At 66.1% G+C, this 26,391-nt stretch carries 24 protein-coding genes and 1 pseudogene; 6 read left to right on the top strand and 19 right to left on the bottom strand.

Annotated elements, in window-relative coordinates; genetic code table 11:
- Position 1: 1 nt before the first annotated feature.
- The 4 genes from trpD to lexA all read left to right on the top strand — a co-directional run bounded on the left by trpD (position 2) and on the right by lexA (position 3,278).
- Entirely contained in the window at positions 2–1,027 is a 1,026-nt protein-coding gene (trpD, locus tag CSW59_RS04340; protein WP_099442875.1) for an anthranilate phosphoribosyltransferase, read from the top strand.
- Entirely contained in the window at positions 1,024–1,812 is a 789-nt protein-coding gene (gene trpC, locus CSW59_RS04335; protein WP_099442874.1) for an indole-3-glycerol phosphate synthase TrpC, read from the top strand. Before trpD ends, trpC begins: the two co-directional genes overlap by 4 nt.
- Before the next feature lie 38 nt (positions 1,813–1,850).
- Positions 1,851–2,456: a lysophospholipid acyltransferase family protein gene (locus CSW59_RS04330; RefSeq protein WP_099442873.1), complete on the top strand. Its 606-nt coding sequence runs from the start codon at positions 1,851–1,853 to the stop codon at positions 2,454–2,456.
- 120 nt (positions 2,457–2,576) lie between these two features.
- Entirely contained in the window at positions 2,577–3,278 is a 702-nt protein-coding gene (lexA, locus tag CSW59_RS04325; protein WP_099442980.1) for a transcriptional repressor LexA, read from the top strand.
- Between the two features lie 119 nt (positions 3,279–3,397).
- On the opposite strand, the gene CSW59_RS04320 is transcribed toward lexA, so the two are convergent.
- Positions 3,398–4,153 (bottom strand): oxaloacetate decarboxylase, encoded by a 756-nt coding sequence (locus tag CSW59_RS04320; RefSeq protein ID WP_099442872.1) that lies wholly within the window; start codon positions 4,151–4,153, stop codon positions 3,398–3,400.
- Positions 4,154–4,185: 32 nt separating this feature from the next.
- Positions 4,186–6,338 (bottom strand): annotated as a pseudogene (locus CSW59_RS04315) (ComEC/Rec2 family competence protein).
- 178 nt (positions 6,339–6,516) lie between these two features.
- On the opposite strand from CSW59_RS04315, the gene gltX reads away from it, so the two are divergent.
- Positions 6,517–7,944: a glutamate--tRNA ligase gene (gltX, locus tag CSW59_RS04310; protein WP_099442870.1), complete on the top strand. Its 1,428-nt coding sequence runs from the start codon at positions 6,517–6,519 to the stop codon at positions 7,942–7,944.
- 67 nt (positions 7,945–8,011) lie between these two features.
- Positions 8,012–9,292: a citrate synthase gene (gene gltA / locus CSW59_RS04305; RefSeq protein ID WP_099442869.1), complete on the top strand. Its 1,281-nt coding sequence runs from the start codon at positions 8,012–8,014 to the stop codon at positions 9,290–9,292.
- Positions 9,293–9,368: 76 nt separating this feature from the next.
- Here gltA and CSW59_RS04300 read toward each other — a convergent pair whose 3' ends face one another.
- The 17 genes from CSW59_RS04300 to rpsB form a co-directional block, all read right to left on the bottom strand.
- Positions 9,369–9,632, bottom strand: a complete 264-nt coding sequence (locus CSW59_RS04300) for an EscU/YscU/HrcU family type III secretion system export apparatus switch protein (protein WP_099442868.1) — start codon at positions 9,630–9,632, stop codon at positions 9,369–9,371.
- On the bottom strand, positions 9,629–11,371 hold the full coding sequence (locus tag CSW59_RS04295) for a flagellar hook-length control protein FliK (RefSeq protein WP_099442867.1): 1,743 nt from the start codon (positions 11,369–11,371) through the stop codon (positions 9,629–9,631). The genes CSW59_RS04300 and CSW59_RS04295 overlap by 4 nt, the downstream gene beginning before the upstream one ends.
- A gap of 64 nt (positions 11,372–11,435) precedes the next feature.
- Positions 11,436–12,608 (bottom strand): lipid-A-disaccharide synthase, encoded by a 1,173-nt coding sequence (lpxB, locus tag CSW59_RS04290; protein WP_304441813.1) that lies wholly within the window; start codon positions 12,606–12,608, stop codon positions 11,436–11,438.
- On the bottom strand, positions 12,605–13,447 hold the full coding sequence (locus tag CSW59_RS04285; protein ID WP_099442865.1) for an LpxI family protein: 843 nt from the start codon (positions 13,445–13,447) through the stop codon (positions 12,605–12,607). Before CSW59_RS04285 ends, lpxB begins: the two co-directional genes overlap by 4 nt.
- Positions 13,448–13,456: 9 nt before the next feature.
- Complete coding sequence (gene lpxA / locus CSW59_RS04280; protein WP_099442864.1) at positions 13,457–14,248, bottom strand: acyl-ACP--UDP-N-acetylglucosamine O-acyltransferase; 792 nt, start codon at positions 14,246–14,248, stop codon at positions 13,457–13,459.
- Positions 14,245–14,724, bottom strand: a complete 480-nt coding sequence (gene fabZ / locus CSW59_RS04275; protein WP_099442863.1) for a 3-hydroxyacyl-ACP dehydratase FabZ — start codon at positions 14,722–14,724, stop codon at positions 14,245–14,247. The genes lpxA and fabZ overlap by 4 nt, the downstream gene beginning before the upstream one ends.
- Positions 14,721–15,746 carry a UDP-3-O-(3-hydroxymyristoyl)glucosamine N-acyltransferase gene (lpxD, locus tag CSW59_RS04270; protein WP_099442862.1) on the bottom strand — a complete coding sequence of 342 codons (1,026 nt, stop codon included), beginning with the start codon at positions 15,744–15,746 and terminating at the stop codon, positions 14,721–14,723. The genes fabZ and lpxD overlap by 4 nt, the downstream gene beginning before the upstream one ends.
- Positions 15,747–15,800: 54 nt before the next feature.
- Positions 15,801–16,448 (bottom strand): OmpH family outer membrane protein, encoded by a 648-nt coding sequence (locus CSW59_RS04265; RefSeq protein WP_099442861.1) that lies wholly within the window; start codon positions 16,446–16,448, stop codon positions 15,801–15,803.
- Between the two features lie 5 nt (positions 16,449–16,453).
- Positions 16,454–18,814, bottom strand: a complete 2,361-nt coding sequence (bamA, locus tag CSW59_RS04260; protein ID WP_099442860.1) for an outer membrane protein assembly factor BamA — start codon at positions 18,812–18,814, stop codon at positions 16,454–16,456.
- A gap of 17 nt (positions 18,815–18,831) precedes the next feature.
- Positions 18,832–20,028: an RIP metalloprotease gene (locus tag CSW59_RS04255; RefSeq protein ID WP_099442859.1), complete on the bottom strand. Its 1,197-nt coding sequence runs from the start codon at positions 20,026–20,028 to the stop codon at positions 18,832–18,834.
- Between the two features lie 20 nt (positions 20,029–20,048).
- Positions 20,049–21,245: a 1-deoxy-D-xylulose-5-phosphate reductoisomerase gene (gene dxr, locus CSW59_RS04250; RefSeq protein WP_099442858.1), complete on the bottom strand. Its 1,197-nt coding sequence runs from the start codon at positions 21,243–21,245 to the stop codon at positions 20,049–20,051.
- Entirely contained in the window at positions 21,233–22,078 is an 846-nt protein-coding gene (locus CSW59_RS04245; protein WP_099442857.1) for a phosphatidate cytidylyltransferase, read from the bottom strand. Before CSW59_RS04245 ends, dxr begins: the two co-directional genes overlap by 13 nt.
- Complete coding sequence (gene uppS / locus CSW59_RS04240) at positions 22,038–22,817, bottom strand: polyprenyl diphosphate synthase (protein WP_099442856.1); 780 nt, start codon at positions 22,815–22,817, stop codon at positions 22,038–22,040. The genes CSW59_RS04245 and uppS overlap by 41 nt, the downstream gene beginning before the upstream one ends.
- 47 nt (positions 22,818–22,864) lie before the next feature.
- Positions 22,865–23,431 (bottom strand): ribosome recycling factor, encoded by a 567-nt coding sequence (gene frr / locus CSW59_RS04235; protein WP_099442855.1) that lies wholly within the window; start codon positions 23,429–23,431, stop codon positions 22,865–22,867.
- Positions 23,432–23,458: 27 nt separating this feature from the next.
- Entirely contained in the window at positions 23,459–24,202 is a 744-nt protein-coding gene (pyrH, locus tag CSW59_RS04230) for a UMP kinase (RefSeq protein ID WP_099442854.1), read from the bottom strand.
- A 177-nt stretch (positions 24,203–24,379) separates the two neighbouring features.
- Entirely contained in the window at positions 24,380–25,318 is a 939-nt protein-coding gene (gene tsf / locus CSW59_RS04225) for a translation elongation factor Ts (RefSeq protein WP_099442853.1), read from the bottom strand.
- A 112-nt stretch (positions 25,319–25,430) separates the two neighbouring features.
- On the bottom strand, positions 25,431–26,273 hold the full coding sequence (rpsB, locus tag CSW59_RS04220) for a 30S ribosomal protein S2 (RefSeq protein WP_099442852.1): 843 nt from the start codon (positions 26,271–26,273) through the stop codon (positions 25,431–25,433).
- Between the last annotated feature and the right edge of the window lie 118 nt (positions 26,274–26,391).

The raw sequence follows: 26,391 nt of genomic DNA, 5'->3' as shown, positions 1-26,391 counted from the left end.
CATGTCCGACGCTTTCAAGCCCCTGCTGGCAAAACTGGCCGACGGCCAGACCCTGGACGACGAGGACGCCGAGGTCTTCTTCGCCGCCTGCCTGCGCGGTGAGCCGACCCCGGCCCAGGTCGCCGCTGCGGTGACCGCCATGCGCTTGCGCGGCGAGACGGTCGGCGAGATCGCCGCCTGCGCTCGCGCCATGCGCCGCGCCGCCGTGCATCTGGAGCATCCGTACGAGGTCATCGACGTCTGCGGCACCGGCGGCGATGGTCTCCACACTCTGAACATCTCGACCGCCGTGGGCTTCGTCGCGGCGGGCGGAGGCTTGAAGGTCGCCAAGCACGGCAACCGCGCCATCACCTCCAAGTCCGGCACCGCCGACGTGCTGACGGCTTTGGGCGTCAATATCGACGCCACGCGCGCACAGCAGCGCCGGGCGCTGGACGAGGCGGGCATCTGCTTCCTGTTCGCCCAGGCCCACCACGGCGCCATGCGGCACGTCTCGCCGATCCGCCAGGAGTTGGGCTTCCGCACCATCTTCAACCTCTTGGGTCCGCTGACCAATCCGGCCGGCGCCAAGCGCCAGGTCGTCGGCGTCTCCGCGCCGCGCTTCGTCGAGCCGATCGCCAAGGCCCTCGGCGCCCTGGGCGCCGAGCGCGCCTGGTCGGTGCACGGGTCGGGCCTGGACGAGCTGACCACCACCGGCGAGACCGAGGTCGCCGAGTGGCACGATGGTCGCATGCATCTCTTCACGATCACGCCTGAGGCCGTCGGCCTGCCGCGCGCCTCGCTTTCGGACATCACCGGCGGCGATCCAGCCTTCAACGCCGCCGCCCTGACCCGCCTGTTCGACGGCGAGAAGGGCCCCTATCGCGACATCGTGCTGCTGAACGCCGCCGCCGCCTTCCTGGTCGCCGACAAGGTCGAGACCCTGGTCGAGGGCATAGAACTGGCCGCCGACGTCATCGACGACGGCCGCGCCAAGGCCGCCCTCGCCGGCCTGGTGGCCGCCACCAATACGGAAGTTCAAGCGTGACCGACATCCTGGCCAAGATCGCCGCCTACAAGCGCGAGGACGTCGCCGTCCGCAAGGCCGCGCGCTCGCAGACTGAAATCGACGCCGCCGCCAAGGCCGCCTCGGCCCCGCGCGGCTTCAAGGCGGCGCTGGAGGCCCATCACGCGCCCGGCAAGCTGTCGCTGATCGCCGAGATCAAGAAGGCTTCGCCCTCCAAGGGCCTTATCCGAGAGGACTTCGATCCGCCGGTTCTGGCCAAGGCCTATGAGGCCGGCGGCGCGGCCTGCCTATCGGTGCTGACCGATGGCCCCAGCTTCCAGGGCGCGGATGACTATCTCGTGGCCGCCCGCGCGGCGACCGCCCTGCCCTGCATCCGCAAGGACTTCCTGGTCGATCCCTGGCAGGTGGCCGAAAGCCGCGCGCTGGGCGCCGACGCGATCCTGGTGATCCTGGCCATGATCGACGACGTCCTGGCCGCCGAGCTGATGTCCGAGGCCAAGCGCCTGGGCATGGACGCCCTGGTCGAGGTCCACGACGGGGCCGAGATGGCCCGCGCTGGCGCGCTGGGTTCGGATCTGGTGGGAATCAACAACCGTGACCTGAAGAGCTTCGTCGTCGACCTAGCGGTCACCGAACGCCTCTCCGCCCAGGCTCCGAAGGACGCCCTGCTGGTCACCGAGAGCGGCATCTTCACCCACGCCGACGTCGTGCGGATGGAATCGACCGGCGCCAAGGCCATGCTGGTCGGCGAGAGCCTGATGCGACACCCTGACGTTACGGCCGCCACCCAAACCCTGATAGGCTGAGCTTGAGCCAAACCTCGGCTCAGCCTGGAAAAGACCGCATGAACTGGCTCGCCCGCGTGGTGAAATGGGCTCTCTCAGCGCATTTCAAGCTCCGCGGCTGGCGTGTCGAGGGCGCGCCGCCGGAGACTCGGAAGTTCGTCGTCATCGCCGCCCCGCACACCAGCAACTGGGACTTCGTCTATTTCGTCGGCGCGGCTGACGCCCTGAATCTGAAGCTCAGCTTCATCGGCAAGGCGTCGCTGTTCAAGCCGCCGTTCGACCAGATGATGCGCGACCTGGGCGGTATCCCGCTGGACCGCGAACGCTCTAAGGACATGGTCAGGGCCATGGTCGAGGAATTCGCGCGCCGCGACGAATTCATGCTGACGATCGCGCCCGAAGGCACGCGCGGCAAGGCGCGCCAGTGGAAGACCGGATTTTACCACATCGCCAGGGGCGCGGGCGTGCCGATGGTCCTGGGCATGATGGACTACCGCCGTAAGGTCGTAGGCCTGGGTCCCGCCATCTATCCCACGGGGGATTACCAAGCCGACATGCGTCAGATCATGAGCTTCTACGAAAGCTGCACCCCGAAGTTCCCGGAGCTGGCGACGCGCTTCGAAGACCTGTTTGATTCGGCGCCGAAGTCCTCGGAAGACGCTTGAGAGCCCCGTAATTCCGGGCCTGAACACAGCGGGAACAGCGTCAACTTGACATTAAGGAAGAACGCCTAGAGAACATCGTTGAAGGTTTGCGGTTTGTTCCGCGCTCCAGCCGAGGTCGACATGCTCACCCGCAAGCAGCACGAACTGCTCATGTTCATCCACGAGCGGATCAAGGAGACCGGTGTCTCCCCGTCCTTCGACGAGATGAAGGAGGCGCTCGACCTGGCGTCGAAGTCGGGCATCCACCGCCTGATCACGGCGCTGGAGGAACGCGGCTTCATCCGACGCCTCGCGCATCGGGCGCGGGCGCTGGAAGTGGTCAAGCTGCCGCAGCAGGCGACAACCGCAGCTCCGCCCAAAGGCCGGGGCGCTTTCCGTCCGCAAGTGTTCGAAGGCGGCGGCGCTCCGCCTCCATCAACGTCGGCTCCGGCCGCCAATGACAGCCGCGAATTGCCGATCCTGGGCCGCATCGCCGCCGGCACGCCGATCGACGCCATCCAGCACGAGCGCGAGCGCCTGCCGGTGCCCGAATCCATGCTGGGCAGCGGCGAGCACTATGTTCTCGAGGTGCAGGGCGACTCGATGATCGAGGCCGGCATCCTCGACGGCGACTACGTCATCATCAAGAAGGGCGACACCGCCACCTCGGGCGAGATCGTCGTCGCCCTGGTCGGCGAGGAAGCCACCTTGAAGCGTCTGCGCAAGAAGGGCGGCTCGATCGCCCTAGAAGCCGCCAACCCCAAGTACGAAACCCGCATCTTCGGTCCCGATCAGGTCGAGGTGCAGGGCAAGCTGGTCGGGCTGATCCGGCGCTATCACTAGGGCGGATACTGTCCTCCCGGCCGAAGCGCAGCGAAGAGCTGGGACCGTCACAAACTCGGCGTTTCCGGCGGTCCCGGATCGGCTCTTCGAGCTGTCCGGGATGACAGTTGGTGTATGGCCTAAAGCCGCCCCTCCTCCGCCAGGCGCTTGGCGGCGGCGTCGAAACCCTTCCAGGCGGCGGCCGCCAAGGCTCCGCCTGTGCTGACTCGGCGCACGCCCAGCGCAGCCACGCCGTCGACCGTCATGTCGGGGCCCCACAGCAGCACATTGACTGGCTTGGGCGAGACGGCCTGAACGACAGCTCGGATCTCCTCAGGATCAGTTACAGCGGGGGCGTAGAGGCAGTCCGCGCCAGCCTCTGCATAGGCTTTCAGGCGCTGAATGATTTGATCCAGGTCGCGCGCGCCGCGAAGATAGCCCTCTGCGCGGCCAACCAGGACAACATCCTGGCCCGAAGCGTCGATCGCCCGCCGCGCCGCTTTCAGGCGCTCCCCCGCCGTCGCCAGGTCGTAAAGGGCCGAACCCGACCAGTCCTCGATCGACAGGCCCGCGACGCCAGCGTCGATGGCCAGGACCACGTTCTCGGCCACGCCTTCAGCCGTGTCAGAAAAGCCGTTCTCAAAGTCGGCGTTCACCGGCAGTTCCGTCGCCGCGCACAGCAGGCGCAGGTGAGCGACCACCTCGTCGCGGGTGATCTGGCCGTCGTCCTTGCCCATCGACCAGGCCGCGCCAGCGCTGGTCGAGGCTAAGGCCTTGAAACCCAGCCTTTCCAATCGGCGCGCACTCCCGGCGTCCCACGGATTGGGCAGGGTGAAGCAGCCCTCGGCGTGTAAGGCGCGAAACGCGGCGCGGCGGGCGGCGAATGGGTTGGTCATGGCGAGGCCTCCAGACTTGAGCGTATCGACACTTAGCGGCCTTCGACGTCATCCGCTGTCAGCAGACGGCTCCAGGGACGATAGCCGCGCAAGGGCTGCGCCCAGACGACCCGCCAGCCATCCGGCCGATGATATAGCTCGGCGGCGCCGCCCCGCGCGAAGTCCTCGGCGTTCAACAGGACCGTGTCGACGCACAACGGCGGTGTCCGCTCCGGCGCGGGGCCTCTGAGAACCACCACCTCACTATTGACGCAGAGACTCGACAGGATCTCCGCGTCGGGCGCCCGCCGGCTCCAAGCCAGCGATAGAAGAACCGGCGCGCCCAGTCCTGGTGCGCAGACCCGCTTGTCGCAGGCGTAGAGGTTCCAGGTTGCGGGCGTGAGACCTCGTCGGCGCGCCCACAGCTCCGCCCCGAACCGTTTGGCGTCCGTACGCAGAAGCACGGCGGCGTCGCCCGAGCGCACGGCGGCCGTCGCGCCGTCGGCGGCGATCCAGGCGTCTGGCGGCGCGGGCCTCGGCCACAGCGCGACGGCAAGCGCCATGGGCGCGCCAACCCAGCGCAGCCTTCCCTTCCAGAGACACAAGATCATCAGTCCCAAGAAGGCTATGACCAGCACCATCGGCGGCGCGCTGGCGACAATCCGCTGCGCGCCGTGGGCGTCCGCAAAGCCGTTGGCGACTCCGATCATCGCATCGACGCCCCAGCCCGCCACGGCCAGGAACGGCGCGCCGAGACCGAAGGGTTCCAGCAGCGTCCCAATCGCCAGGAACGGCATGATCACGAACGAAGACAGCGGCGCGACCGCAAGATTGGCCGGCAGCCCCCAGACGGCGACGCGGTTGAAATGCTGCATGGCGAACGGCGCGGTGGCGAGGCCCGCCACCAGACTGGCGCCGACGCTGGCCGCGAGCCAAGTGATGCCCGCCTGCGGCCAACGAATCCACCAGGGTGTGGAGATCTCCCTCAGAGGACGAGGCCAAGCCTCGGCGAGGGCGACCAGGGCTGCGGTGGCGGCGAACGACATCTGGAAACCCGGCTCGCCGGCAGTTTCCGGCTTCAGCGCCAAGATCAGCAGCGCCGCCACGGCCAAGCCATGCAGGGTTATGGCGCGCCGATCGAACAGAATAGCCAGGAAGGCGACGCTGGCGGTGATCGCGGCTCGTTCGGCTGGCGGCGGCGCACCAGAGATGACCAGATAGCCGAGCACCGCGATCAGGCCGGCACTAGCGGCGATCTTCTTGCCTGGCGCCCGTAGCGCCAACCACGGCCAGGCGGCGACGCCCAGGCGCACCGCGCCGAACACGAAGCCGCCGACAATCGCCATATGCAGGCCCGAGATCGACAGGATGTGCGCCAGGCCCGAAGCCCGCATCGCGTCGGTCTGCTCTTGCGTGATCCAGGCTTCGTGCCCGGTCACCATGGCCGCGCCGATGCCGCCGCTGGTCGGCCCCATACGGTCCATGATCCGCTGAGCGAGGCTCCAGCGGAAAGCATTGATCGCCATCACGATCCGCAGCCGAAGCGGCGGCGGATCCAGCCACCCAACGCCGAGCTCTCCAATCGCGAAGCCCACCCCGCCGATCGAATCGAACCAGGCATCGCGCGCGAAATCGTAGGACCCCGGCGCGGCTGGCGGCGGCGGCTGACCCAGCATGGCCTTGAGGCGGATCGCTTGCCCGGGCGCGGGCGTCTCGTTCTCGCCGATCGTCACCCGGATCCGCCTCGGCGTTCGCTCCGGCGGCATGCCGGAGATCGAGACCGGCGCGATAAGCAGGCGCTGGCCGCCAGCGCCGGGGCTAACGACATCGACGACGAAGCCATCCACGCGGCGCACCACCCGCTCGCCGCCCATGATCGGCGCGGCGACCCGGTCGCTGCGCACCTTAGCCGCCAGCGCGCCCGCCGCGCCGAACGCCACCAAGCTGGCCATGGCGACGATCCAGGCCGCCGATCCACGGTGACGCAGCGCTCCCCACGTCGCCGCAAGCACGAGCGCCGCAGCGCCGAGCCCCCACAAAGACGGCTCGCGTCCAGCCTCCAGATAGGCCGCCGCGCCCAACCCAAAGGCGACCGGCGCCCACAGAAACGCCCTGGCCTCGTTATCGCGCAACTCCGCCAAGCCGAGCGCCGCCAGCGCACGGATGGAAAGCCGGTTGCCCCCCACCGGACGCGGGATATCAACAGCTTCCGTGCCTAACACGCGGAAACCACGGGATTTTTGACGACCTGACCAACTTCGCCGCAGCGCGCGAAACCGCTAGGCCTCGCGGGAACCGCCATGCTAAGACGCCCCGCCCAAGCCGCGTCGCGGCTCGCGTTTTTCGACGCCGCTCCGGCGTCCAGCCTTGCAGCCTTGAAGTCCATGTCGAACCCCTCACCCACTGGCCCAAATCCCACGGGCGTCGTCACGCGCTTTGCCCCCTCGCCCACCGGCTTTCTGCATATCGGCGGCGCCCGCACGGCGCTGTTCAACTGGTTATATGCACGCCATACGGGAGGGAAGTTCCTTATTCGCGTCGAGGACACCGATCGCGAGCGTTCAACCGAAGCCGCGGTCGCCGCGATCTTCGAGGGCCTGGACTGGCTGGGCCTGAAGTCCGACGACGAAGTGATCTTCCAGCACACCCGCGCGCCCCGACACGTCGAGGTGGTGCACGAGCTGCTGGCCAAGGGCCGCGCCTATCGCTGCTGGATGACCGTCGAGGAACTGGAGGTCGCGCGCGAGAAGGCTCGCGCCGAAGGCAAGGCGATCCGCTCGCCGTGGCGTGACTCCCCTGAAGGCGACCTGTCGATCCCGCACGTGATCCGCTTCAAGGGCCCGCTGGACGGCGAGACCCTGGTCAATGACCTGGTCAAGGGCCCGGTGACCTTCCGCAACATCGAGCTGGACGATCTGGTCCTGCTGCGGGCGGATGGCGCACCGACCTACAACCTCGCCGTGGTCGTCGACGACCACGACATGGGCGTCACCCACGTGATCCGGGGCGATGACCACCTAAACAACGCCGCCCGCCAGACCCTGATCTATCAGGCGATGGATTGGGCCGTGCCCGCCTTCGCCCACATCCCGCTGATTCACGGCCCCGACGGCGCCAAGCTCTCCAAGCGTCACGGGGCCCAAGCCGTGGGCGAGTTCGCCGACCTCGGCTACATCCCCGAGGGTATGCGCAACTACCTGGCGCGCCTGGGCTGGGGCCACGGCGACGACGAGGTCTTCAACGACGAGCAGGCGATCAGCTGGTTCGATGTGGCGGACGTGGTCAAGGCGCCGGCGCGCCTGGACTGGGCCAAGCTGAACCACACCAACGCTCAGCACCTGCGCAAGGCCGACGACGCCCGATTGACGGACCTGGCCCTGGCCGCCGCCCAGAAGCGCGACGAGCCTCTCCCCGACGACGCGCGCGAGCGCATCGCTCGCACCGTCCCGGAAGTGAAGGAAGGCGCCAAGACCATCCTGGAGCTGGTGGATCACTGTGCGTTTGCACTGAAGACCCGCCCACTGACCCTGGACGAAAAGACGCAGAAGCAACTGACCGAAGAAACCGTCGAGCGACTCAAGCGCCTGCGTGATCAGCTGGCGTCCGCGCCGGCCTTCGACGCCGCCACGCTGGAGACCGTGTTGAAATCATTCGCGGAATCCGAAGGCGTCGGCTTTGGCAAGTTCGGTCCCGCCCTGCGCGGGATCCTGACCGGCGGCGCTCCGGCGCCGGATCTGAACAAGACGATGGCGGCCCTGTCCCGCGAAGAGAGCTTGGGGCGACTTGACGACGCCCTGGCGCCGCGCGCATGAGGCGCTATAACGCACCCGCGAAAACGAAAGTTGGACTGCTCGTTCCAATTTATGAAGGGGTCTAAGTATGACCGATAAAGCCACGCTGACGATCGGCGACAAGAGCTACGACCTGCCGATCCTCAAGGGCAGCACGGGTCCGGACGTTCTCGATATCCGGAAGGTCTACGCTGAAAGCGACCACTTCACGTTCGATCCGGGCTTCACCTCGACGGCGTCTTGCGAGAGCAAGATCACCTATATCGACGGCGACGCCGGCATTTTGCTGCACCGCGGCTATCCGATCGACCAGTTGGCCGAAAAGTCGACCTTCCTTGAGGTCTGCCACCTTCTGCTGAATGGCGAACTGCCCACGGCCGACGAGTTCGCCAAGTTCGAGCACAACATCACCTACCACACGATGCTGCACGCGCAGTTCGACCGGTTCTTCGAGGGCTTCCGCCGCGACGCCCACCCGATGGCCGTGATGACCGGCGCCGTCGGCGCCCTGTCGGCCTTCTACGCCGACAGCATCAATGTCGACGACGCCCGCGAGCGCGAGATTAGCGCCCATCGCCTGATCGCCAAGATGCCGACGATCGCCGCCCGCGCTTACAAGTACACGATCGGCCAGCCGTTCGTGTCGCCGCGCAACGACCTGTCGTACTCGGAAAACTTCCTGCGCATGTGCTTCGCCGTGCCGGCCGAGGACTGGAAACCGAACCCGGTGCTGACCCGCGCCATGGACCGGATCTTCATCCTGCACGCCGACCACGAGCAGAACGCCTCGACCTCGACCGTCCGTCTGGCCGGCTCTTCGGGCGCGCACCCGTTCGCCTGTATCGCCGCCGGCATCGCCTGTCTGTGGGGTCCGTCGCACGGCGGCGCCAACCAGGAAGCGCTGGAGATGCTGGAGACCATCGGTTCGGTCGACAACATCAAGGACTATGTCCAGGGCGTGAAGGACCGGAAGTACAAGCTGATGGGCTTCGGCCACCGCGTGTACAAGAACTTCGACCCGCGCGCGAAGGTCATGCAGAAGACTGCGCACGAAGTGCTGGGCGAACTGGGCCACAACAACGACCCGCTGCTGCAGGTCGCCCAAGAGCTTGAAAAGGTCGCTCTGAGCGATCCGTACTTCGTCGACCGCAAGCTCTACCCGAACATCGACTTCTATTCGGGCATCACCCTGCGCGCGATGGGCTTCCCGACCAACATGTTCACCGTGTTGTTCGCCCTGGCCCGCACCGTGGGCTGGATCAGCCAGTGGAAAGAAATGTTCGAGGACCCGACCCGCAAGATCGGTCGTCCGCGTCAGCTCTACACCGGCGCCACCCAGCGCGATTACATCCCGGTCGAGAAGCGCTAAGCGCTAAACGCTACGCCGAGGATCAAGGATCAGGCCCCGCTTCGGTGGGGCCTTTTTCGTTTCAGAGCCCGAGGTTTCAAGGCTTGAGCAGGAAGCCCAAGACCTCGGCGACCGCGCGGTAGAGGCTCTCTGGAATCTCCTCGTCGATCTCGATCGTCGAGAGGGCCTGGGCGAGCACGGGATCTTCTTCGATCGGCACGCCATGTTCTCGCGCCGCCTCGATGATCTTCTCGCCGACCCAGCCCTGACCCGAGGCGATCACTCTGGGCGCGGCGGGGTCCTCGTGCAGCAGAGCGACCGCGATGCGCGGACGCGCCGAAGGTCCGACGATCCCGCTCATGAGGCTTGGTCTACGAAGTGGCCCAGGGCGCTGGCGTCTCTGACTGGAGGCGCGCCCGAATGGACGGCGACCTCGGGCGTAAGTTCGGCCTGCCGCAGCGCCGCGCCCAGAGCCTCCTCGCCAGCGCGAAGGCGGGCGATGGTCTCGGCCCGTTCGGCCCAAAGCGACACCCGCGCCCGGTTGCCGGCCAGGGTCACCAAGGCGTGTACGGGCCCCAGCGGCTCGACGTCGATCGAGAACCGCGCCCGATAGGTCCTTTCAGTTGGCCCGACCGGCGCACCGCCCGCTCCACCTCCGTCCTTTGTGATTTCAAACTGAGCCACCGCCACGCCCTGAGGCGTCACGAAAGGGACATCGAGGTTCAGACGCATCGGTTGCGGCCGCGTCTCGCCCGTCTCCGCATCGTGATGCACCTCGCGAAGCGAAGCGATCTGCATCAGGTCCTGCCGCGCCAGAGCTCCATTGGCGCCCTTCAGGAGCCGACGAACGATCTCCTCCGCTGCGGCGAGCGGCGGCAAGTCGGACGGCGCAGGCCGCTGCCCCGCCATGGGACCGTCAACGAAGGGCGGCGGCGGGGTCTTCGGTCGCTCGGAGTCGGCGGCGACCGCGCCATAGCCACGGGCCGCGAGCGGAGCGGCGCCAAGGCGCGCCGCCGTCCGCGTCTCTTCGAGCGGAGGCGAGGCCTCGAACAGTCCCAGCAGGCCAAGCGCTTGAATCTGCGGCTTGGCCGAGAGCAGCGTCGCAGGTCTAGACGGGGCCAGAAAGACAGCGAAGCGCGGCTCGACGGCTTCCTCTTCCATAGGCGCGACGAAGGTCGGCTTCGTTGCCGGCGATGGGTCCTGGAGCTCCGACGATTCTGGCTGCGCCTGGGGCGCCTTAGTCACGCCCGCGAAATCCGCCTTCTCGTCCGCAGGCTCCCAGGATGGGGCCAGTGGCGACGACGATCTCTCTGCGACGTCCTCGTTCCAACTCTCAGGAACGGGGGTCGAAGTTGCTCGGACCTCCGCCTTCGCCGTCGGCGCGGATCGATCAGCTTCGGCCGCAGAACCAGGCGCGTCTTGCTCGCGCGATTGCGCCTCTGCGGTTGGAGGCGGCTCGGTCCGCGCTAGCCAGGTGCTGAGCGCTCCCTTGAAGACTAGCAGCGCCGCCTTCAGGTCAGTATCGACGGACGACGTCTGGACGGCGCCCTCCTGCGCCGACGGCGCCCTTTTCGCCAATCGCGCCTCCAGGAAGACGCCGGACTGCTCCACGGCCTCCTTCAGCCCTCGCGAAGTGGACATCTCGAACGCGCGAGGAAGCCGAGCCAGGAGAACCGCGCCAGCCGCGCGCACCTCTTCGGGCGTCTCGGGGCGTTCCAGCACCGCATGAATATCCGCCATCAGCGGCGCCAACCCAGCTTGGCGCGGAACTGCCTCCGTCGCGGCGATCCGCACAGCGCGCATCAGGCGGGTCTCCTGAAGCTGCGGCTTCGGCGGCGCGGCGCTGGGCGCGCCGCCGCCTGACGAAGACGACACCGCCGCGCGTCCAGCGTCCTGAGCTAAAGTCTGACCGAACGAGTCCACGACCTGACGAGACTTGCCCGCCTCTGCCGCCGGCTGCCCGACGAGTTCGCCCAAGGTGTTGGTGACATTCGCCAGGGCCGCGCGAGCCATGGCTTGCAGAACGACCGAATGGGGTTGGCTCCCGGGCGGCGCGGCGGGAGGGATCGGTGTCACGGGCGCGGTCGGGTCTATGGCCACGACGACGGCTCCACGAGGAACGTTATCCAGAGACTACGACGTGGATGTAAACCGTCAGTTAACCTTAAATTCGATCGCGCGCCCGAAGGAAGTCGATCATCGCCGTCGCCGCAGTCTCGGAAGGATCGGGCATGCCACGTCCCATCTTATCCAATGCGTCATACTGCTCCGCTGCCTGACATGCGCGACGTTCGGGATCATCAAGCAGCCGTCCCGCGGCTTGGGCCAAGACCTCGCCCTCGCAGGCGTGCTGAATGAACTCCGGCGCGATGGCCCGCCCGGCGGCGATATTGAACAAGGTGATCCAGCGCGGCTTCATCAGGCGCTTGAGGATGGCGTAGGTGATCGCGCCGGTCTTGTAGCCTACGACCATCGGCCGACCAGCCAGGGCAAGCTCGGTGGTCACCGTGCCGCTGCAGGCGAGCGCCACGTCACCAGCGACAAAGGCGTCGTCCTTGAGCTGTTCGTCTTCGATCACGTGAGCGCGGAAGGGCCAGCCCGCCACCCGGGCCTTCACGGCTTCCACGACCGTATAGGCGGCGGGCACGACCACGGCCAGTTCCGGTCGATCAGCCTTGAGCCGCTTCACGGCGTCTTCGAAGACCGGCATGACGCGCTCGATCTCGGACGGACGGCTGCCCGGCAGAACCAGCAAAATCGGGGTTTCGGGACCGGCGTTGATCGCAGCACGCAGACGACTGGCGTCCGCCTTGTCGAAGCGCTTCGCCAGCGCCGAGTTGCCGACGAAGACGTTCTCCAGCCCCGCCGCGTCGAAATAGGCCTGATCCATCGGCTGGATGGACAGCAGCAGATCAACGGACCGGGCCAAGTCAACAGCGCGGCCAGGATGATAGGCCCAGACCTGCGGAGCCACATACTTCACCAAAGCGATATTGGGATTGGCCTTCCGCAAGGCCTTCGCCAGCCGGATATTGAACCCCCAGCTGTCGATCAGCACCGCAACATCGGGCCTTTCACGAACCGCCAGGGCCACGGTGTCGGCGAGCCTAGCCTTAACCGTCGGATAGGCCTTTAGCCCCTCCCAGATGCCCAGGATCGACAGCTGAGCGATATCGAAGGGGCTTTGAACCCCCTGCTCGGCCATCTTGATCCCGCCGACGCCGACGAAGGTCACGCGCTCGCCGAGCCGGGCTCGTAACGCCTTGGCCAGCGACGCGCCCAAGGCGTCGCCCGAGGCTTCGGCCGCGACCAGCATGACCTTCAAAGACGCGCTCACGCGTCACCTCTTGGATCGACCCCCAGCACGAAGAGACCCAGTTCGTCGGCGGCCGCGATCACGGCGTCGCGATCGACAACCAGCAGACGGCCGGCCTCACCGACCACGCCCGCCAGGCCCGCCCGCGCGGCGCGATGAACCGTGGCGACACCGATGGTCGGCAGATCGACCTTTGTCTCTTGAATCGGCTTGGGCGCCTTGGCCAGCACACCACGAGGGCGCTCGGCCGAGCCACGTATGGCCTGGGGAAGATCCGCCACCCGACGCAGCATGGCGTCGGTGCCCTCCTGGGCCTCGACCGCGAGCACCAGGCCGTCGCAGACGACAGCGCCCTGACCCACATCCAGCCGCCCGATCTCGCGCGCCACCATCAGCGCCTTGTCGATATCGGCCATGTGCTGGGCCGCAGGATAGAAGCGGCCCAGGCGGCCCAAAGGCAGGGTCATCTCGCCCACCACCTCATGCGCCCCTTCGATCTCGAAGCCTTCCTTCTCGAACTCGTCCAAGACGCGGCGCAAAAGGGCGTCGTCGCCCTGGCGCGCGGCCATGATCAGCCCCGGCACGACCTTGAGGCCGCGCGCGTCGGGCAGCAGGGTCGCGAAGTCCGGGCGCTTCACATTACCGGCGAAACAGACGACCTCGCAGCCCTCGGCCTTAAGCGCCTTGAACACCTTGCCGAATTCACCGAGACCGACGTCGATCCCCGGATAGCGGGCCAGAGCAGGATCGGCGAAGCTCTTTAGGCGCATGACCGCGAATGACCGTCCCGCCGCCTCGCAGCGCGCGGCGAGTTCGACGGGCAACGCTCCGCCACCGGCGATCAAACCCAGCTTACGCATGACTTTAGCCTAGACTTCCCGCTCGGGCAGGCACAGGGGCCGATTAGCGTCGGCACGGATGAAGTCGACGATTTCCATGACCTCGGGATTGCCGGCGTGGATCTCGGCGACGTCCTCCAGGCGCTCCTGGAAGGTGCCTTCGTCGGCGAACAGCAGGCGGTAGGCGGCGCGTAGGGCGTTGATCGTCTCGCGTGAGAAGCCGCGACGCTTGAGACCGACCAGGTTCAGGCCTTCGAGGTGAGCGTGGTTGCCCCAGACCGAACCGTACGGGATGACGTCCTTGGTCACGGCGGCCAGGCCGCCGATGAAGCTGTAGCGGCCGATGCGCGAGAACTGGTGCGCGGCGGCCAGGCCGCCCATGAAGACGTAGTCGCCGATGGCGACGTGACCGCCCAGGGTCGCGCCCTTGGCCAGCACCACGAAGTCGCCGACCGAGCAGTCATGCGCGACGTGCGAGCCGACCATGTAGAGACCGTCGGCGCCGATCGTCGTCACACCCTTCCCCGAGGCCGTGCCGGTGTGCATCGTCACGTGTTCGCGGATGATGTTGCGCGGGCCGATGATCAGCTCCGTGCGCTCACCCTTGTGACCCAGGTGCTGGGGCGGTCCGCCCAGATTGGCGAACGGATGCACGACGCAGCCCTCGCCGAGCGTCGTCGCGCCTTCCACGACGACGTGCGACAGCAGGCGCACGCCGGCGTTCAGGGTCACGTCTGGGCCGACGATGCTGTAGGGGCCGATCTCAACGTCCGAGGCAATCCTGGCCTCGGGCGCAACGATGGCGGTGGGGTGGATCGTCATGCCTTGGGTCCCGTCTCGACGACCATGGCGGCGAACTCGACCTCGGCGGCGACCTTGTCACCGACCTTGGCGACGCCCTTGAACTTGAAGATCGACGAGCGAGCGCGCACGACCTCGACCTCCATCCGCAGCACGTCGCCGGGGCGGACGGGCGTGCGGAAGCGGGCGTTGTCGACGGACATGAAGAAGATCGTCTTGCCCTCGGTGTCGACCTCCAAGGACTTGCTCATCAACACCGCACCGGTCTGAGCCAGGGCCTCGATGATCAGAACACCGGGCATGACCGGGTTTCCGGGAAAATGCCCCTGGAAGAACGGCTCGTTGACCGTCACGCACTTGATGCCGACGATCGACTTGTGGGCGTTGTAATCCTCGGCGCGGTCGACCAGCAGAAACGGGTAGCGGTGCGGGATGCGCGCCAGAATCTCGGCGATGTCGATGTCGGTTTGCACCGCTTGGTCGGCGTTCTGGCTCATTCGTCGCCCCTTGTCGTTCGGCTGCCCGCTCTGCGCGACAGCCAGGCCGTCTCTCTGAGCCACCGCTTGAGCGGCCGCGCCGGAAAGCCCGTCCATGTTTCACCCGCCGGCACGTCCTTGAACACCGAGGCGGCCGCCCCGACGCTCGCGCCCGAACCGATATTCAAATGGTCGGCCACCCCGGCCTTGCCGCCGAACGCGACCCCGTCGCCTACGGTCGTGCTGCCCGAAATGCCGGTAAAGGCCGCTAGTACGCAATTGCGCCCGACACGGACGTTGTGGGCGACGTGCACCAGATTGTCGATCTTGGTGTTCTCCCCGATCGTCGTGTCGGCAAAGGCGCCGCGGTCAACGCAGCTATTGGCGCCGATCGTAACGTTGTCCTGTATGACCACTCGCCCCAGCTGGGGCAGATCGACCATGCCGCTCGGACCAGCGGCCGCGCCGAAACCAGCCTCCCCGATCACGGCGCCGGCCGAGATCGAGACCTTGTCGCCGATCAACGCGAAGCCGATCACGACGTTCGGGCCGATCACGCAGTCGCGACCGATGACGACGCCAGGACCGATCACAGCCCCTGGAGCGATCCGCGTCCCGCGCCCGACGCGAGCCCCCTGCCCGATCGTCACGCCCGGCGACAGCACAACACCATCCTCCAGCAAAGCTTGGTCGTGGAGCAGACAAGCCGTTGGTTCATGCCGACGGGGCGCGTGAAGAAGCGCCACGGCTGCGGCCCATGCCGCCTGAGGATGTCGGGTGATCAACACCGCGCAGGTCGGCGGAAGAAGGTCGCGATGTTCCGAACGCACGAAACACGCCCCCGCGCGCGTCGTGGTGGCGGCGTCTTTGCGCTTGGCGTCAGAGAAGAAGGCAATCGCCTTGGCGTCGGCAGTGTCCAACGGCGCGGCGGTGACGATCTGGCGGTCGCCCAAGGCCGCGTCCGCCAGTTCGGCGACGCCAACCCGGGCCAACTCGGAAAGCGATGCCGGACCCAGGCTATCGAAGAAACGCGGGTCCGGCATGGCTCCTCACGGCGAATACAATTCCCCTAGGTAACCCCAAAGGAGACGATTCGCTTACTTATTGGTCGGTTGCAGAGCTTGAGCGCCCGGGACCTGCTGGTCCAGGCGTTCGCGGTCGAAAGTCAGGGTCTTGATGCGGGCGTCCAGCGCCGCGATCACGCCAGGGGTGATGTCCATCGCTTCATTCGCCAGCATCACGGAGTCGCGATCGAGCAGCAGGCTGCACTTCTGGGTCTGATAGACCTGACGGATCGGCGTATCCATCTCTTGATAGACGCGCGACAGCGCCTTCTGCTCGGTCGCCTCGACCTCGCGCTGGCGCAGCTGCGCCTTGCGCTGCCAGGCGTTGGCCTTGACCTGCAGGGCCGCGCCCTGCTGCTCTTGGGCGTCCTGGGCCAGGGTCGCGCGCTTGGACTCAAGAGCCTTGGCTTCGTTCTCCAGAGTCGTGCGCTCGGTGCTCAGTTCAGCCTGAACTTGCTGTGCGATGGTTCTCAGGCGCGCGTCCACCGCCTTGCCGACCAGCGATTGGCCAACCGCGCGCTTGTCGGAGAAGATGCAAACGCCAGTCAGAGCCGGGCCGTGGGTCACGGCCGGAGCCGCCGGAGCGGCGGCCGGAGCGGCCGGAGCCGTTTGAGCCGAAGCGCTGGTCGCGATGGCGAGGGCGACAACGCTGGAAGCGGCCGCAGACAGGAACTTGGACATGTTTGTTAGAACCTTGTGGAGGTGGAGAACCGGAACGTTTCGGTTCGGTCGTAGCTTTCCTTGGCCAGAATGCGGCTGATATCGAACCGGATGGGCCCCATGGGAGACTTCCAGTCGATGGAGACACCCGCCGAGGCACGCAGGCCAAGGTTATCCTTGATGTTCGGGTCGAAAACGCCGGCCGAGCTTTGGCGATCCTCATCATCCAGAAGACCAGCCGTACCGACGTCGCTGAACAGCGCGGCCTTGATGCCGTACTGCTCAGGCAAGAAGGTCGGAACGGTCAGCTCGAACGTGCTGATCGCATAGAGCTTCGCCCCAAGCGAGTTGTTCGTGCTCGAGACATCGCGCGGACCAATGCCGGCGATCTCAAAGCCACGGAACGAGGTCCCGCCGCGATAGAAGCGGTCGTTGATGCGGACATTGTCGCCGCCCCAGCCCTGGATGTAACCGACCGAGCCGGTGGCGCTGAACACCAGGTCCTTGGTGAAGCCCCAGTACCAGCCGGCGTCGGCTTCGGTTTTCAGGTACTTCACGTCGCCGCCGATGCCGGCGAGGTCCTGGTTCAGATCGGCGAACCAGCCGCGGGTCGGATTGATCGGGTCGTTCCGCTTGTCGATGCGCAGACCATAGCCGATCATCGAGGTGATGTAGGCGCCGCGCTGCAAGCAGAGGATCTGCGAGACCGAGCCGCTGGTGCAGAGGCTGTCAGCGACGCTGACATCGTCCTGGCGGATCGTATAGCGCAGGCTCATCGACGCATCGTTGGTCAGCGGGAAGCCAAAACGGATGTCGCCGCCGATCGACTTGGTGTCATAGGCCGCGTAGTCCGACAGGTCATAGCGGAAGGTGTACAGGTTCACGCCGGCGACCAGATTGCGCCCCAGGAACCGGGGCTCGGAGAAGCCGAAATCAATCTGTTGACGCAGAGAGCCGACCGACGCGCGTGCGCGGAAGTTCTGGCCGCGTCCGCGGAAGTTCCGCTCGGTGATGCCAACATCCAAAACCAGCTTGTCGACCGAGCTATAGCCGGCGCTGAACGACAGCTCGCCCGTGGGCTGCTCTTCGACCTTGACCCGCAGGCTGGTGCGGTCCGGAGCCGAGCCGGGCGCATCTTCGATCTCGACTTCCTTGAAGAAGCCCAAACGGCGGATGTTGTTCTTCGATCGGTCAACCAGAACGCGGTTGTAAGCGTCCCCCTCGGCGACCTCCAGCTCGCGGCGCAGGACGTAATCGAGCGTGCGAGTGTTGCCGACGATGTCGATGCGGTCGACATAAACGCGCGGGCCCTCACGCACCTGGAAGACGACGTCGACCGTCTTGGTCTCGCGGTTCGGCACGTAGCGCGGGCGTACGTCGACGAAAGCGAAGCCGGCCGCGCCTGCGGCGAAGGTCAGGGCGTCGGTCGCCTGCTCGATCTTCTCGTCCTCATACAGCTGACCGGCGCGGATCGGCAGGATCTGGGCCAGCAAGTTTCCGTCCAGCTTCTTGAGCTCGGTATCGACCGTGACCTTGCCGAACTTGTACTCTGGACCTTCGTCCAAGGTGTAGGTGACGGCGAAGCCGTTCTTGTCCGGCGCCAGCTCAGCGACCGACGAGACAACTCGGAAGTCGAAGAAGCCACGGTTGCGGTAATGCTTGCGCAGCTGCTCGCGGTCGTACTCGATCCGATCGGGATCATAGTTGTCGTTGCTGGTCAGAAACTTGTACCAGTGGCTCTCCTTGGTCACGACGACGTCTCGGAGGTCATTGTCCGAGTACTCGGAATTGCCGAGGAAATTGATACCCAAGACGCCGCTCTTGGGGCCTTCGCTGATCTCGAACACCAGGTCGACACGCTTTTGCGGCAGCTCGACCACCTTGGGTGTCACGGTCGCCGAGATGCGGCCGGAGCGACGATAAAGCTCGATGATTCGCTGGACATCCGCCTGCACCTTGGCGCGGGTAAAGATGCCACGGGGGCGAATCTGAACTTCGTCTTTCAGCTTGTCTTCCTTGAGCGACGAGTTCCCCTCGAAGACCACCTGATTGATGATCGGGTTCTCGACCACCTTCACGACGAGATCGCCGCCGACCATTTCTATCTTCACGTCGGCGAACAGATCGGTGCGCGCCAGGGTCTTCAGCGCCAGGTCGAGGCGCTGGGAGTCGACCGTGTCACCCGGCTGAATCGGCAGATAGGACAGCACCGTGCCCTGCTCGATGCGTTCGTTGCCCTGGACGACAATGCGCTGCACCACCCCGGTCTGGGCGGCCTGAGCGAACGCCTGCTGCGGCGCTGTCAGGGCCGTCGAGCCGAGGAGAAGCGCAACGCCGGTGGCGAACGCGGCGCTTTGGGCGCGGAATCTGTTCATGTGACCAATCATGGACGGAGGGCGGGCGTTCACGTGAACATGCCGCCGATGAATTTAAACACGTCGTAGCGGTTGAGGTCGTTCCACGCCGCGAACAGCATGAAACCCAGGATCAAGGCAAGCCCCGCGCGAAATCCGGCCGCTTGGAAATCCGCCCTCAAGGGACGACGGGCAATGGCCTCATAGGCGTACATCAGCAGATGACCGCCATCGAGGACAGGGATGGGCAGCAGGTTCATAAAGCCAATGCTGACAGAAAGGCTGGCGATCAACAGCATGGACGAAACGAAGACGCGTAGCGCCATGGTCGCCAGGTCCGGCGCGCCGGCGGCGCTGGCCTTGGTGACGGCGCCGGCCGTATGGCCAATACCGATAATGCCGCTGATCTGGTCCGCGGGCATTTGGCCGGTGACCAGACGGCCGAGATAGAACCCGATCGTCTTGATCATGTTCCAGACCTCGACGGTGGCGTCTGGGATCGCGGTCAGGACGCTGGACTTTTCAAGCCGCGACACGCTGGCCAGCACCACACCCATGCGGCCTTCCTTGACCCGACCGCGAATGTCGTCGCGGCTTTCGGCAAGAGCCGGCACGACCGTCACGCGCTGGATGCGCCCGGCCCGCTCGATGGTGAGATCCACCGGCATCTTGGCGCGGAGTGAAATGTAGGCGCTGACATCGCTCGCGCCCCGGATCGGCGTCTTGTCGGCTTTCAGCAGAATATCGCCAGGCAGAAGACCCGCCTGGGCCGCCGGCGAGTTGGGCTGCACCTCGCGCACGGTCGCCTGGCCCTGCGGATTGCCGATCATGACCAGGAACACAGCCATGATCAGGATCGCGAGAATGAAATTGGCCATCGGGCCCGCAGCGGCGATTAAGGCCCGCTGCCAGACCGGCTTGAAATGAAAATAGCGATTCACGGCCGCCTCGCCCTCGCGGGCGATGATGGCGCGCTTCATGGCCGACAGGTCGTCCTGGTCAGGTACGCTGGCGGCGTTCTCGTCGCCGGCGAAACGGACGTAGCCACCCAACGGAATCGCCGCGATGCGCCATTCGACGCCTTGCTTGTCGCGCCAAGACACCAGGGCCCGACCGAACCCGATCGAGAAACACTCGATCGCCACTCCGCAGGCCCGAGCCACCCAGAAGTGGCCTAGCTCGTGGATCGTCACCACGATGGACAATACGAAGATCGTCGGAACGATGTAGAACAGCACGTCGGTCATAGAATGGCCGGGTCTCCCGATCAGCGCCGATGCTTTTGCGTGACAACCTCGGCCGCAATGCGGCGAGCGCTGGCGTCGATCATCATCGCATTGTCGACGGCGTCACCTTCCGCAACGGAGAGCCCATCTAGGCTATTCATGCGCTCAAGGGTTCCCGCCACTGCGGCGGCAATATCGAGAAAGCCAATCTCCCGGTCAAGGAAAGCGGCGACGGCCACTTCGTTTGCGGCGTTCATGGCGGTCGGCGCGCCCCCGCCCAGCCTTAGCGCCTCGCGCGCGATGCCGATCGAAGGAAAGCGATCAAGGTCCGGGGTTTCGAAGGTCAGTTGGCCATAAGCGGCGAGATCGAGACGCGGCGCCGGCCAGGGCAGTCGATCAGGCCAGGAAAACGCACAAGCAATCGGGCTGCGCATGTCCGGAGGGCCCAGCTGAGCGAGCGTGGAGCCGTCAACGTATTCCACCAGGCTATGGATCACGGACTGCGGGTGGATCACGACGTCGACACGGTCTTCTGGCGTTCCGAACAAGTAGGAGGCTTCAATCATCTCGAGCCCCTTATTCATCATCGTCGCGGAATCGACCGAAATCTTGGCGCCCATCGACCAGTTGGGATGGGCGACGGCCTGCTCTGGCGTCGCGGCGAGCATTGCCGCCTTGTCCCAAGTGCGGAAAGGCCCCCCAGAGGCCGTGAGGATCAGCCGTGCGACCCGATGCGCGCAGTCGGGTTGCAGCACCTGGAAAATCGCCGAGTGCTCGGAGTCGACGGGAATCACCGAGCCGCCCGCCGCCTTTGCGATCGCCAACAGCGCGGGACCCGCGCAGACAAGGCTTTCCTTGTTGGCTAGGGCGATCACCGCGCCGGTCCGAGCCGCCGCCACAGTAGGGGCCAGACCCGCCGCGCCAACGATGGCCGACATCACCCAGTCCGCCCCCATGGCGGCGGCCTCGATAATCGCCGCGGAGCCTGCGGCGGCGCGAACGCTGCTACCGGTCAAGGCATGACTCAGCGCTTCAAGTTTGGTCTCATCCTGGATGACCGCGACTTGCGGACGCCAGCGTAGGGCCTGCTCGACCAGGCGGTCGACATTGCCTCCAGCCGTCAGCGCCAGGATTTCGACCGGCGCGCCGGACTCTTCAAAAAGGCTCAAGGTCGAAAGGCCGATCGATCCGGTCGAGCCCAGCACCACCACCTTGCGTGGCGAGGTCAATGCGCCCATCCCCAGTGATCGACGAGGCGCACGGCGGCGATGACGATGGCCGCAAACATCAAGCCGTCGACGCGGTCCAGAAGACCGCCGTGGCCCGGAATGATGTCGCCGCTGTCCTTGACGCCAAAGCGGCGCTTAAGCATCGATTCCCAGAGGTCGCCGGCCATGGTCGCCAGGCCGCCGAGGAAGCCGACCAGCGCTGCTGCCGGCCAGACCAGCTTCAGCTGGGCGAAATGGGCCACCAGGACGGCGCCGATCGTCGCGGCCACCAGACCGCCCACGAACCCTGCCCAGGTCTTGTTGGGCGAAATCTGCGGCCAGAGCTTGGGTCCCTTGAAGATGCTGCCTGCGACGTAGGCGAAGATGTCCGCGAACCAGGTGACCACGAACAGCAGCAGGGTCCACCAGAGACCATCCGGCAGGGAGCGCACCCAGACCAAGGCGATCACGGCGGGCGCGATATAGACGACGCCATAGGCGGCGTCGGCCCGGCGCTCGACGGCGCCGCGCGCGATCAGTCCGGCCAGGAAAGCCCCAACCAACACGACGGTCCAAGCGATCAGGAACTGATGCAGGAAGGCGGCGATCACCGCCATGGCGCAAAAGACGCCGACGACGGCGCCGACGGCGCGCGGAGCCTTGGGGGCGCTAATCTTGCCCCACTCCCGCGCCAGCAAGGCGACGCAGACCAGCGCGAGCGCCAGAATCCAAAAGCCGCCCAACCAGACGGCGGCCACGACCGTAGGCACGAGCACGGTGGCTGACACCACGCGCATTCGAAGATTGCCCCAGTTAAAGCGCTTAGCCGGCGACGGCGACGTCATCGGCCGCGACCCCTCCATAGCGTCGATCCCGACGGCGATATTCAGCGATCGCGGCCGCGAGGGCCTCAGGGCCATAGTCAGGCCAAAGCACATCCTGGAACACCAGTTCGGCGTAGGCGCTGTCCCAGAGCAGGAAGTTCGAGATTCGGCGCTCGCCACTGGTTCGCACGATCAGATCGGGCGCCGGGGCGGCGGCGGTCGACAACAGCTGGCCGAAGGTCTCCTCGGTCAGGTCCTCAGGGTTGGCCTCGCCCCGAGCCACCTTCTCGGCGAAGGCGCGCGCAGCGTCGGCGATGTCGGCCTGGCCGCCATAGTTGAAGGCGACCTGCAGCACGAACTCGGTATTCTCGGCAGTACGCCTCTCCGCTCGCTCGATCACCTCGGCGATGTCAGCGGACAGGCCAGTGCGACGGCCGATGATGCGCACCCGGACCCCAGCCCGCGCCAGCCGCTCCAGATCCGACTCCACGTAGGCCTTGAGCAGACTCATCAGCTCAGAGACCTCATGGGCCGGCCGACGCCAGTTCTCGGTCGAGAATCCAAAGACCGTCAGTACGCCGACGTTCTGGCTCTGGGCGCCTTCTACGGTCCGCTTGAGAGCGTTGACCCCGGCCCTATGACCAAGGACGCGCGGCATCCCCCGCTGCTTCGCCCAGCGGCCATTGCCATCCATGATAATGGCCACATGCAGCCGCTGATCGGGCGCGCCTCCTCCGGCGCGCGCCGAAACGTCCTGCAAGCCGGTGGTCGGCGACATCCGCTTCAACCTTCCCTCGTCCTCTCCCCACACAACAGGAAGGACGATTAGACCTGCATGATCTCTTGCTCTTTGGTTTTCAAGGCCTCGTCGACGCGCTTGATGGCTTCGTCGGTCATCTTCTGGACCTCGGTTTCCATCTTCTTGCGCTCGTCCTCGGAGATGGCGCCGTCCTTCTCCGCCTTCTTCAGATCGTCGTTGGCGTCACGACGAACGTTACGAACGGCGATCTTCTGCTGCTCAGCGTACTTTCCGGCGATCTTCTGGAGGTCCTTGCGGCGCTCCTCGGTCAGCGGCGGGATCGGGATACGCAGGTTCTGGCCTTCGACGACCGGGTTCAGGCCCAGGCCCGAAGCGCGGATCGCCTTTTCGACCGAGACCACGACACCGCGATCCCAGACGCTGACATTGATCTGGCGCGGCTCGGGCACGCTGACCGAGGCCACCGCGTTCAGCGGGGTGGTCGAGCCGTAGGCCTCGACCATGATCTGGTCCAAAAGACTGGCCGAAGCGCGGCCAGTGCGCAGGCTGCCAAACTCTTCTTTCAGAGCGGCGACGGCCTTGTCCATGCGATCGCGATAGCGCGACAGGACAGGTTTTTCGGCGGCGGCCATGACGGGCTCTCCTCGCTTATTCGAAAACTAGGCGGCGGCGCGGTCGCTAGCGACCACGGTATGGGTCCCCTCGCCTCGCAGGACGTTCAGCAGATTGCCGCGCCCCTTGATCGAGAAGACCACGATCGGAATGTTGCTGTCGCGCATCAGCGCCACGGCCGAGGCGTCCATGACGCGCAGGTCCTTGGCCAAGACGTCCATATAGGTCAGGCGGTCGTAACGCTCGGCCTTCGGATCCTTCTTGGGATCGGCGGTGTAGACGCCGTCGACGCTGGTGCCCTTGAACAGAGCGTCGCACTGCATCTCGGCGGCGCGAAGGGCGGCGGCCGTATCGGTCGTGAAGAACGGGTTGCCAGTGCCGGCGGCGAAGATCACCACGCGGCCCTTCTCCAGGTGGCGCTGGGCGCGCCGGCGGATATAGGGCTCGCAGACCGTCGCCATCGGAATGGCCGACTGCACGCGCGTCTCGACACCGATACGCTCAAGAGCATCCTGCATGGCCAGGGCGTTCATGACTGTGGCCAGCATGCCCATGTAGTCAGCGCTGGAGCGTTCCATGCCCTTGGCCGCCCCGGCCATGCCGCGGAAGATGTTGCCGCCGCCGATCACCAGGCAAAGCTCGACGCCTGACTTGACGATCTCGGCGACATCGTCGGCCACCGATTGCACGGTCTTGGTGTCGATGCCGTAGGGCGTATCGCCCATCAGGACCTCGCCCGACACCTTCAGCAGAATGCGGCGATATTTCTGGGGCGCGCTGGTATCGGACATGGACCGCTATTCCTGAGTCGTCGGCACGCACATTACGTGCGTTGTACAGAACTGAGATGTGTTTTGCCAACCGCCGCGCACGCGCGGATCGACAGGCGCAAAAAGGGCGCGGCGCGCGTCAAAACGCGCCGCGCCCTGAATGTCTGTCGGGCGCCGAGCGGCGTCCGACGTCAGGCCTTAGCCTTGGCCGGTCATCGAAGCGACTTCGGCGGCGAAGTCGTCTTGCTTCTTCTCCACGCCTTCGCCCAGGGCGAGACGGGTGAAGCCCTTCACCGAGATCGGCGCGCCAAGGGTCTTGGCGGTCTCGGCGACCAGCTGCTCGACCGTCTGGTCCGGGTTCATGACGAAGGCTTGCTTCAGCAGCACGACTTCTTCCAGGAACTTGCGGATGCGGCCTTCGATCATCTTTTCGACGACCGCCGGCGGCTTGCCCGATTCCAGGGCCTGCTCGGTGAAGACAGCCTTTTCACGCTCGATGGCGGCCGGGTCCAGATCGTCCGGCGACAGCGACAGCGGCGCGGTGGCCGCGACGTGCATGGCGATCTTGCGACCCAGCTCGCGCAGGGCGGCCTTGTCGCTGGTCGACTCGATGGCGACCAGCACGCCGATGCGGCCGAGGTCCGGCGCGGTGGCGTTGTGGATGTACGAGGCGACGACGCCGTTCTCGACCGTCCACTTGGCGGCGCGACGGACCATCATGTTCTCGCCGATCGTGGCGATCAGGTTGGTCAGGTGGTCCTGAGCGGTCTCGCCGCCGGCGAGCTTGGCGGCGGTGATCGCTTCGACCGAACCGTCGGTGCCGAGCGCGGCGCCGGCGATCTGACGGGCGGCGCCCTGGAACAGGTCGTTGCGCGACACGAAGTCGGTTTCGGCGTTCACTTCGACCGCCGTAGCGGTTTCGCCCGCGCCTTGGTCGACAACGGCGATGGCCACTAGGCCTTCGGCAGCGGCGCGATCGGCCTTCTTGGCGGCCTTGGACAGACCCTTAGCGCGCAGCCAGTCGATGGACGCTTCGATGTCGCCGTTGTTCTCAGCCAGCGCCTTCTTGCAGTCCATCATGCCGACGCCGGACTTTTCGCGCAGTTCCTTGACGAGGGCGGCGGTGATCTCAGCCATCGAAAATCTCCAGATTCAAACGGTTAGCGACCGAGCTTATTAGCCCGGTCGCATGTCAGGGTCGCGACGGTCCCCGCGCCGGGCGACCGCCCGGTCGGGGACACGTGGGAAATCAGCCTTCGGCCGATTCCGGGGCCGCTTCGGCGACCGGAGCAGCTTCGGAGGCCGGAACAGCTTCGGCGGCCGGAGCTTCCGGAGCCAGCTCGCGAGCCAGGGCCGGCTCGACCGGAGCGACCGAAGCGCCCAGATCAACGCCCGAGGCGGCTTGACCGGCGGCCAGGCCGTCCAGGACGGCGTCGGCAATCAGGTCGCAGTAAAGCTGCAGGGCGCGAGCGGCGTCGTCGTTGCCCGGGATCGGATAGGTGATGCCGTCCGGATCGCAGTTGGTGTCGAGGATGGCGACGACCGGGATGTTCAGCTTGCGGGCTTCCAGGATCGCGATCGCTTCCTTGTTGGTGTCGATCACGAACATGATGTCGGGGATGCCGCCCATGTCCTTGATGCCGCCCAGCGACAGTTCCAGCTTGTCGCGCTCGCGCGTCAGCTGAAGCAGTTCCTTCTTGGTGCGGCCTTGGGCTTCGCCGGCCAGAACGCCTTCCAGCTCGCGAAGACGAGCGATCGAGCCCGAGACGGTGCGCCAGTTGGTCAGGGTGCCGCCGAGCCAGCGGTGGTTCACGTAGTACTGGGCGCAGCGCTTGGCGGCCGTAGCGACCGGGTCGCTGGCCTGGCGCTTGGTGCCGACGAACAGCACGCGACCGCCGGCGGCGGCGACTTCACGGACCTTCACCAGGGCTTGGTGCAGCAGCGGGATCGTCTGCGACAGGTCGATGATGTGGATGTTCGAACGCGAACCGAAGATGTAGCGGTCCATCTTCGGGTTCCAGCGGTGCGTCTGGTGACCGAAGTGAGCGCCGGCTTCCAGGAGCTGACGCATGGAGAATTCGGGAAGAGCCATCGGGCCTTATATCCTTTTTCCGGTTGAACCTCCGTGGACCCCCCCGTTCCAGACCATTCTGGAGCGAGACCGGAACGGCGACGCCGGGATGTCTCCCCGAAGCAGCCGAACGTCCACG

Source organism: Caulobacter sp. BP25, assembly GCF_002737755.1.
Classification (GTDB): Bacteria; Pseudomonadota; Alphaproteobacteria; order Caulobacterales; family Caulobacteraceae; genus Caulobacter.
This window is presented reverse-complemented; position numbering and strand designations above follow the sequence as displayed.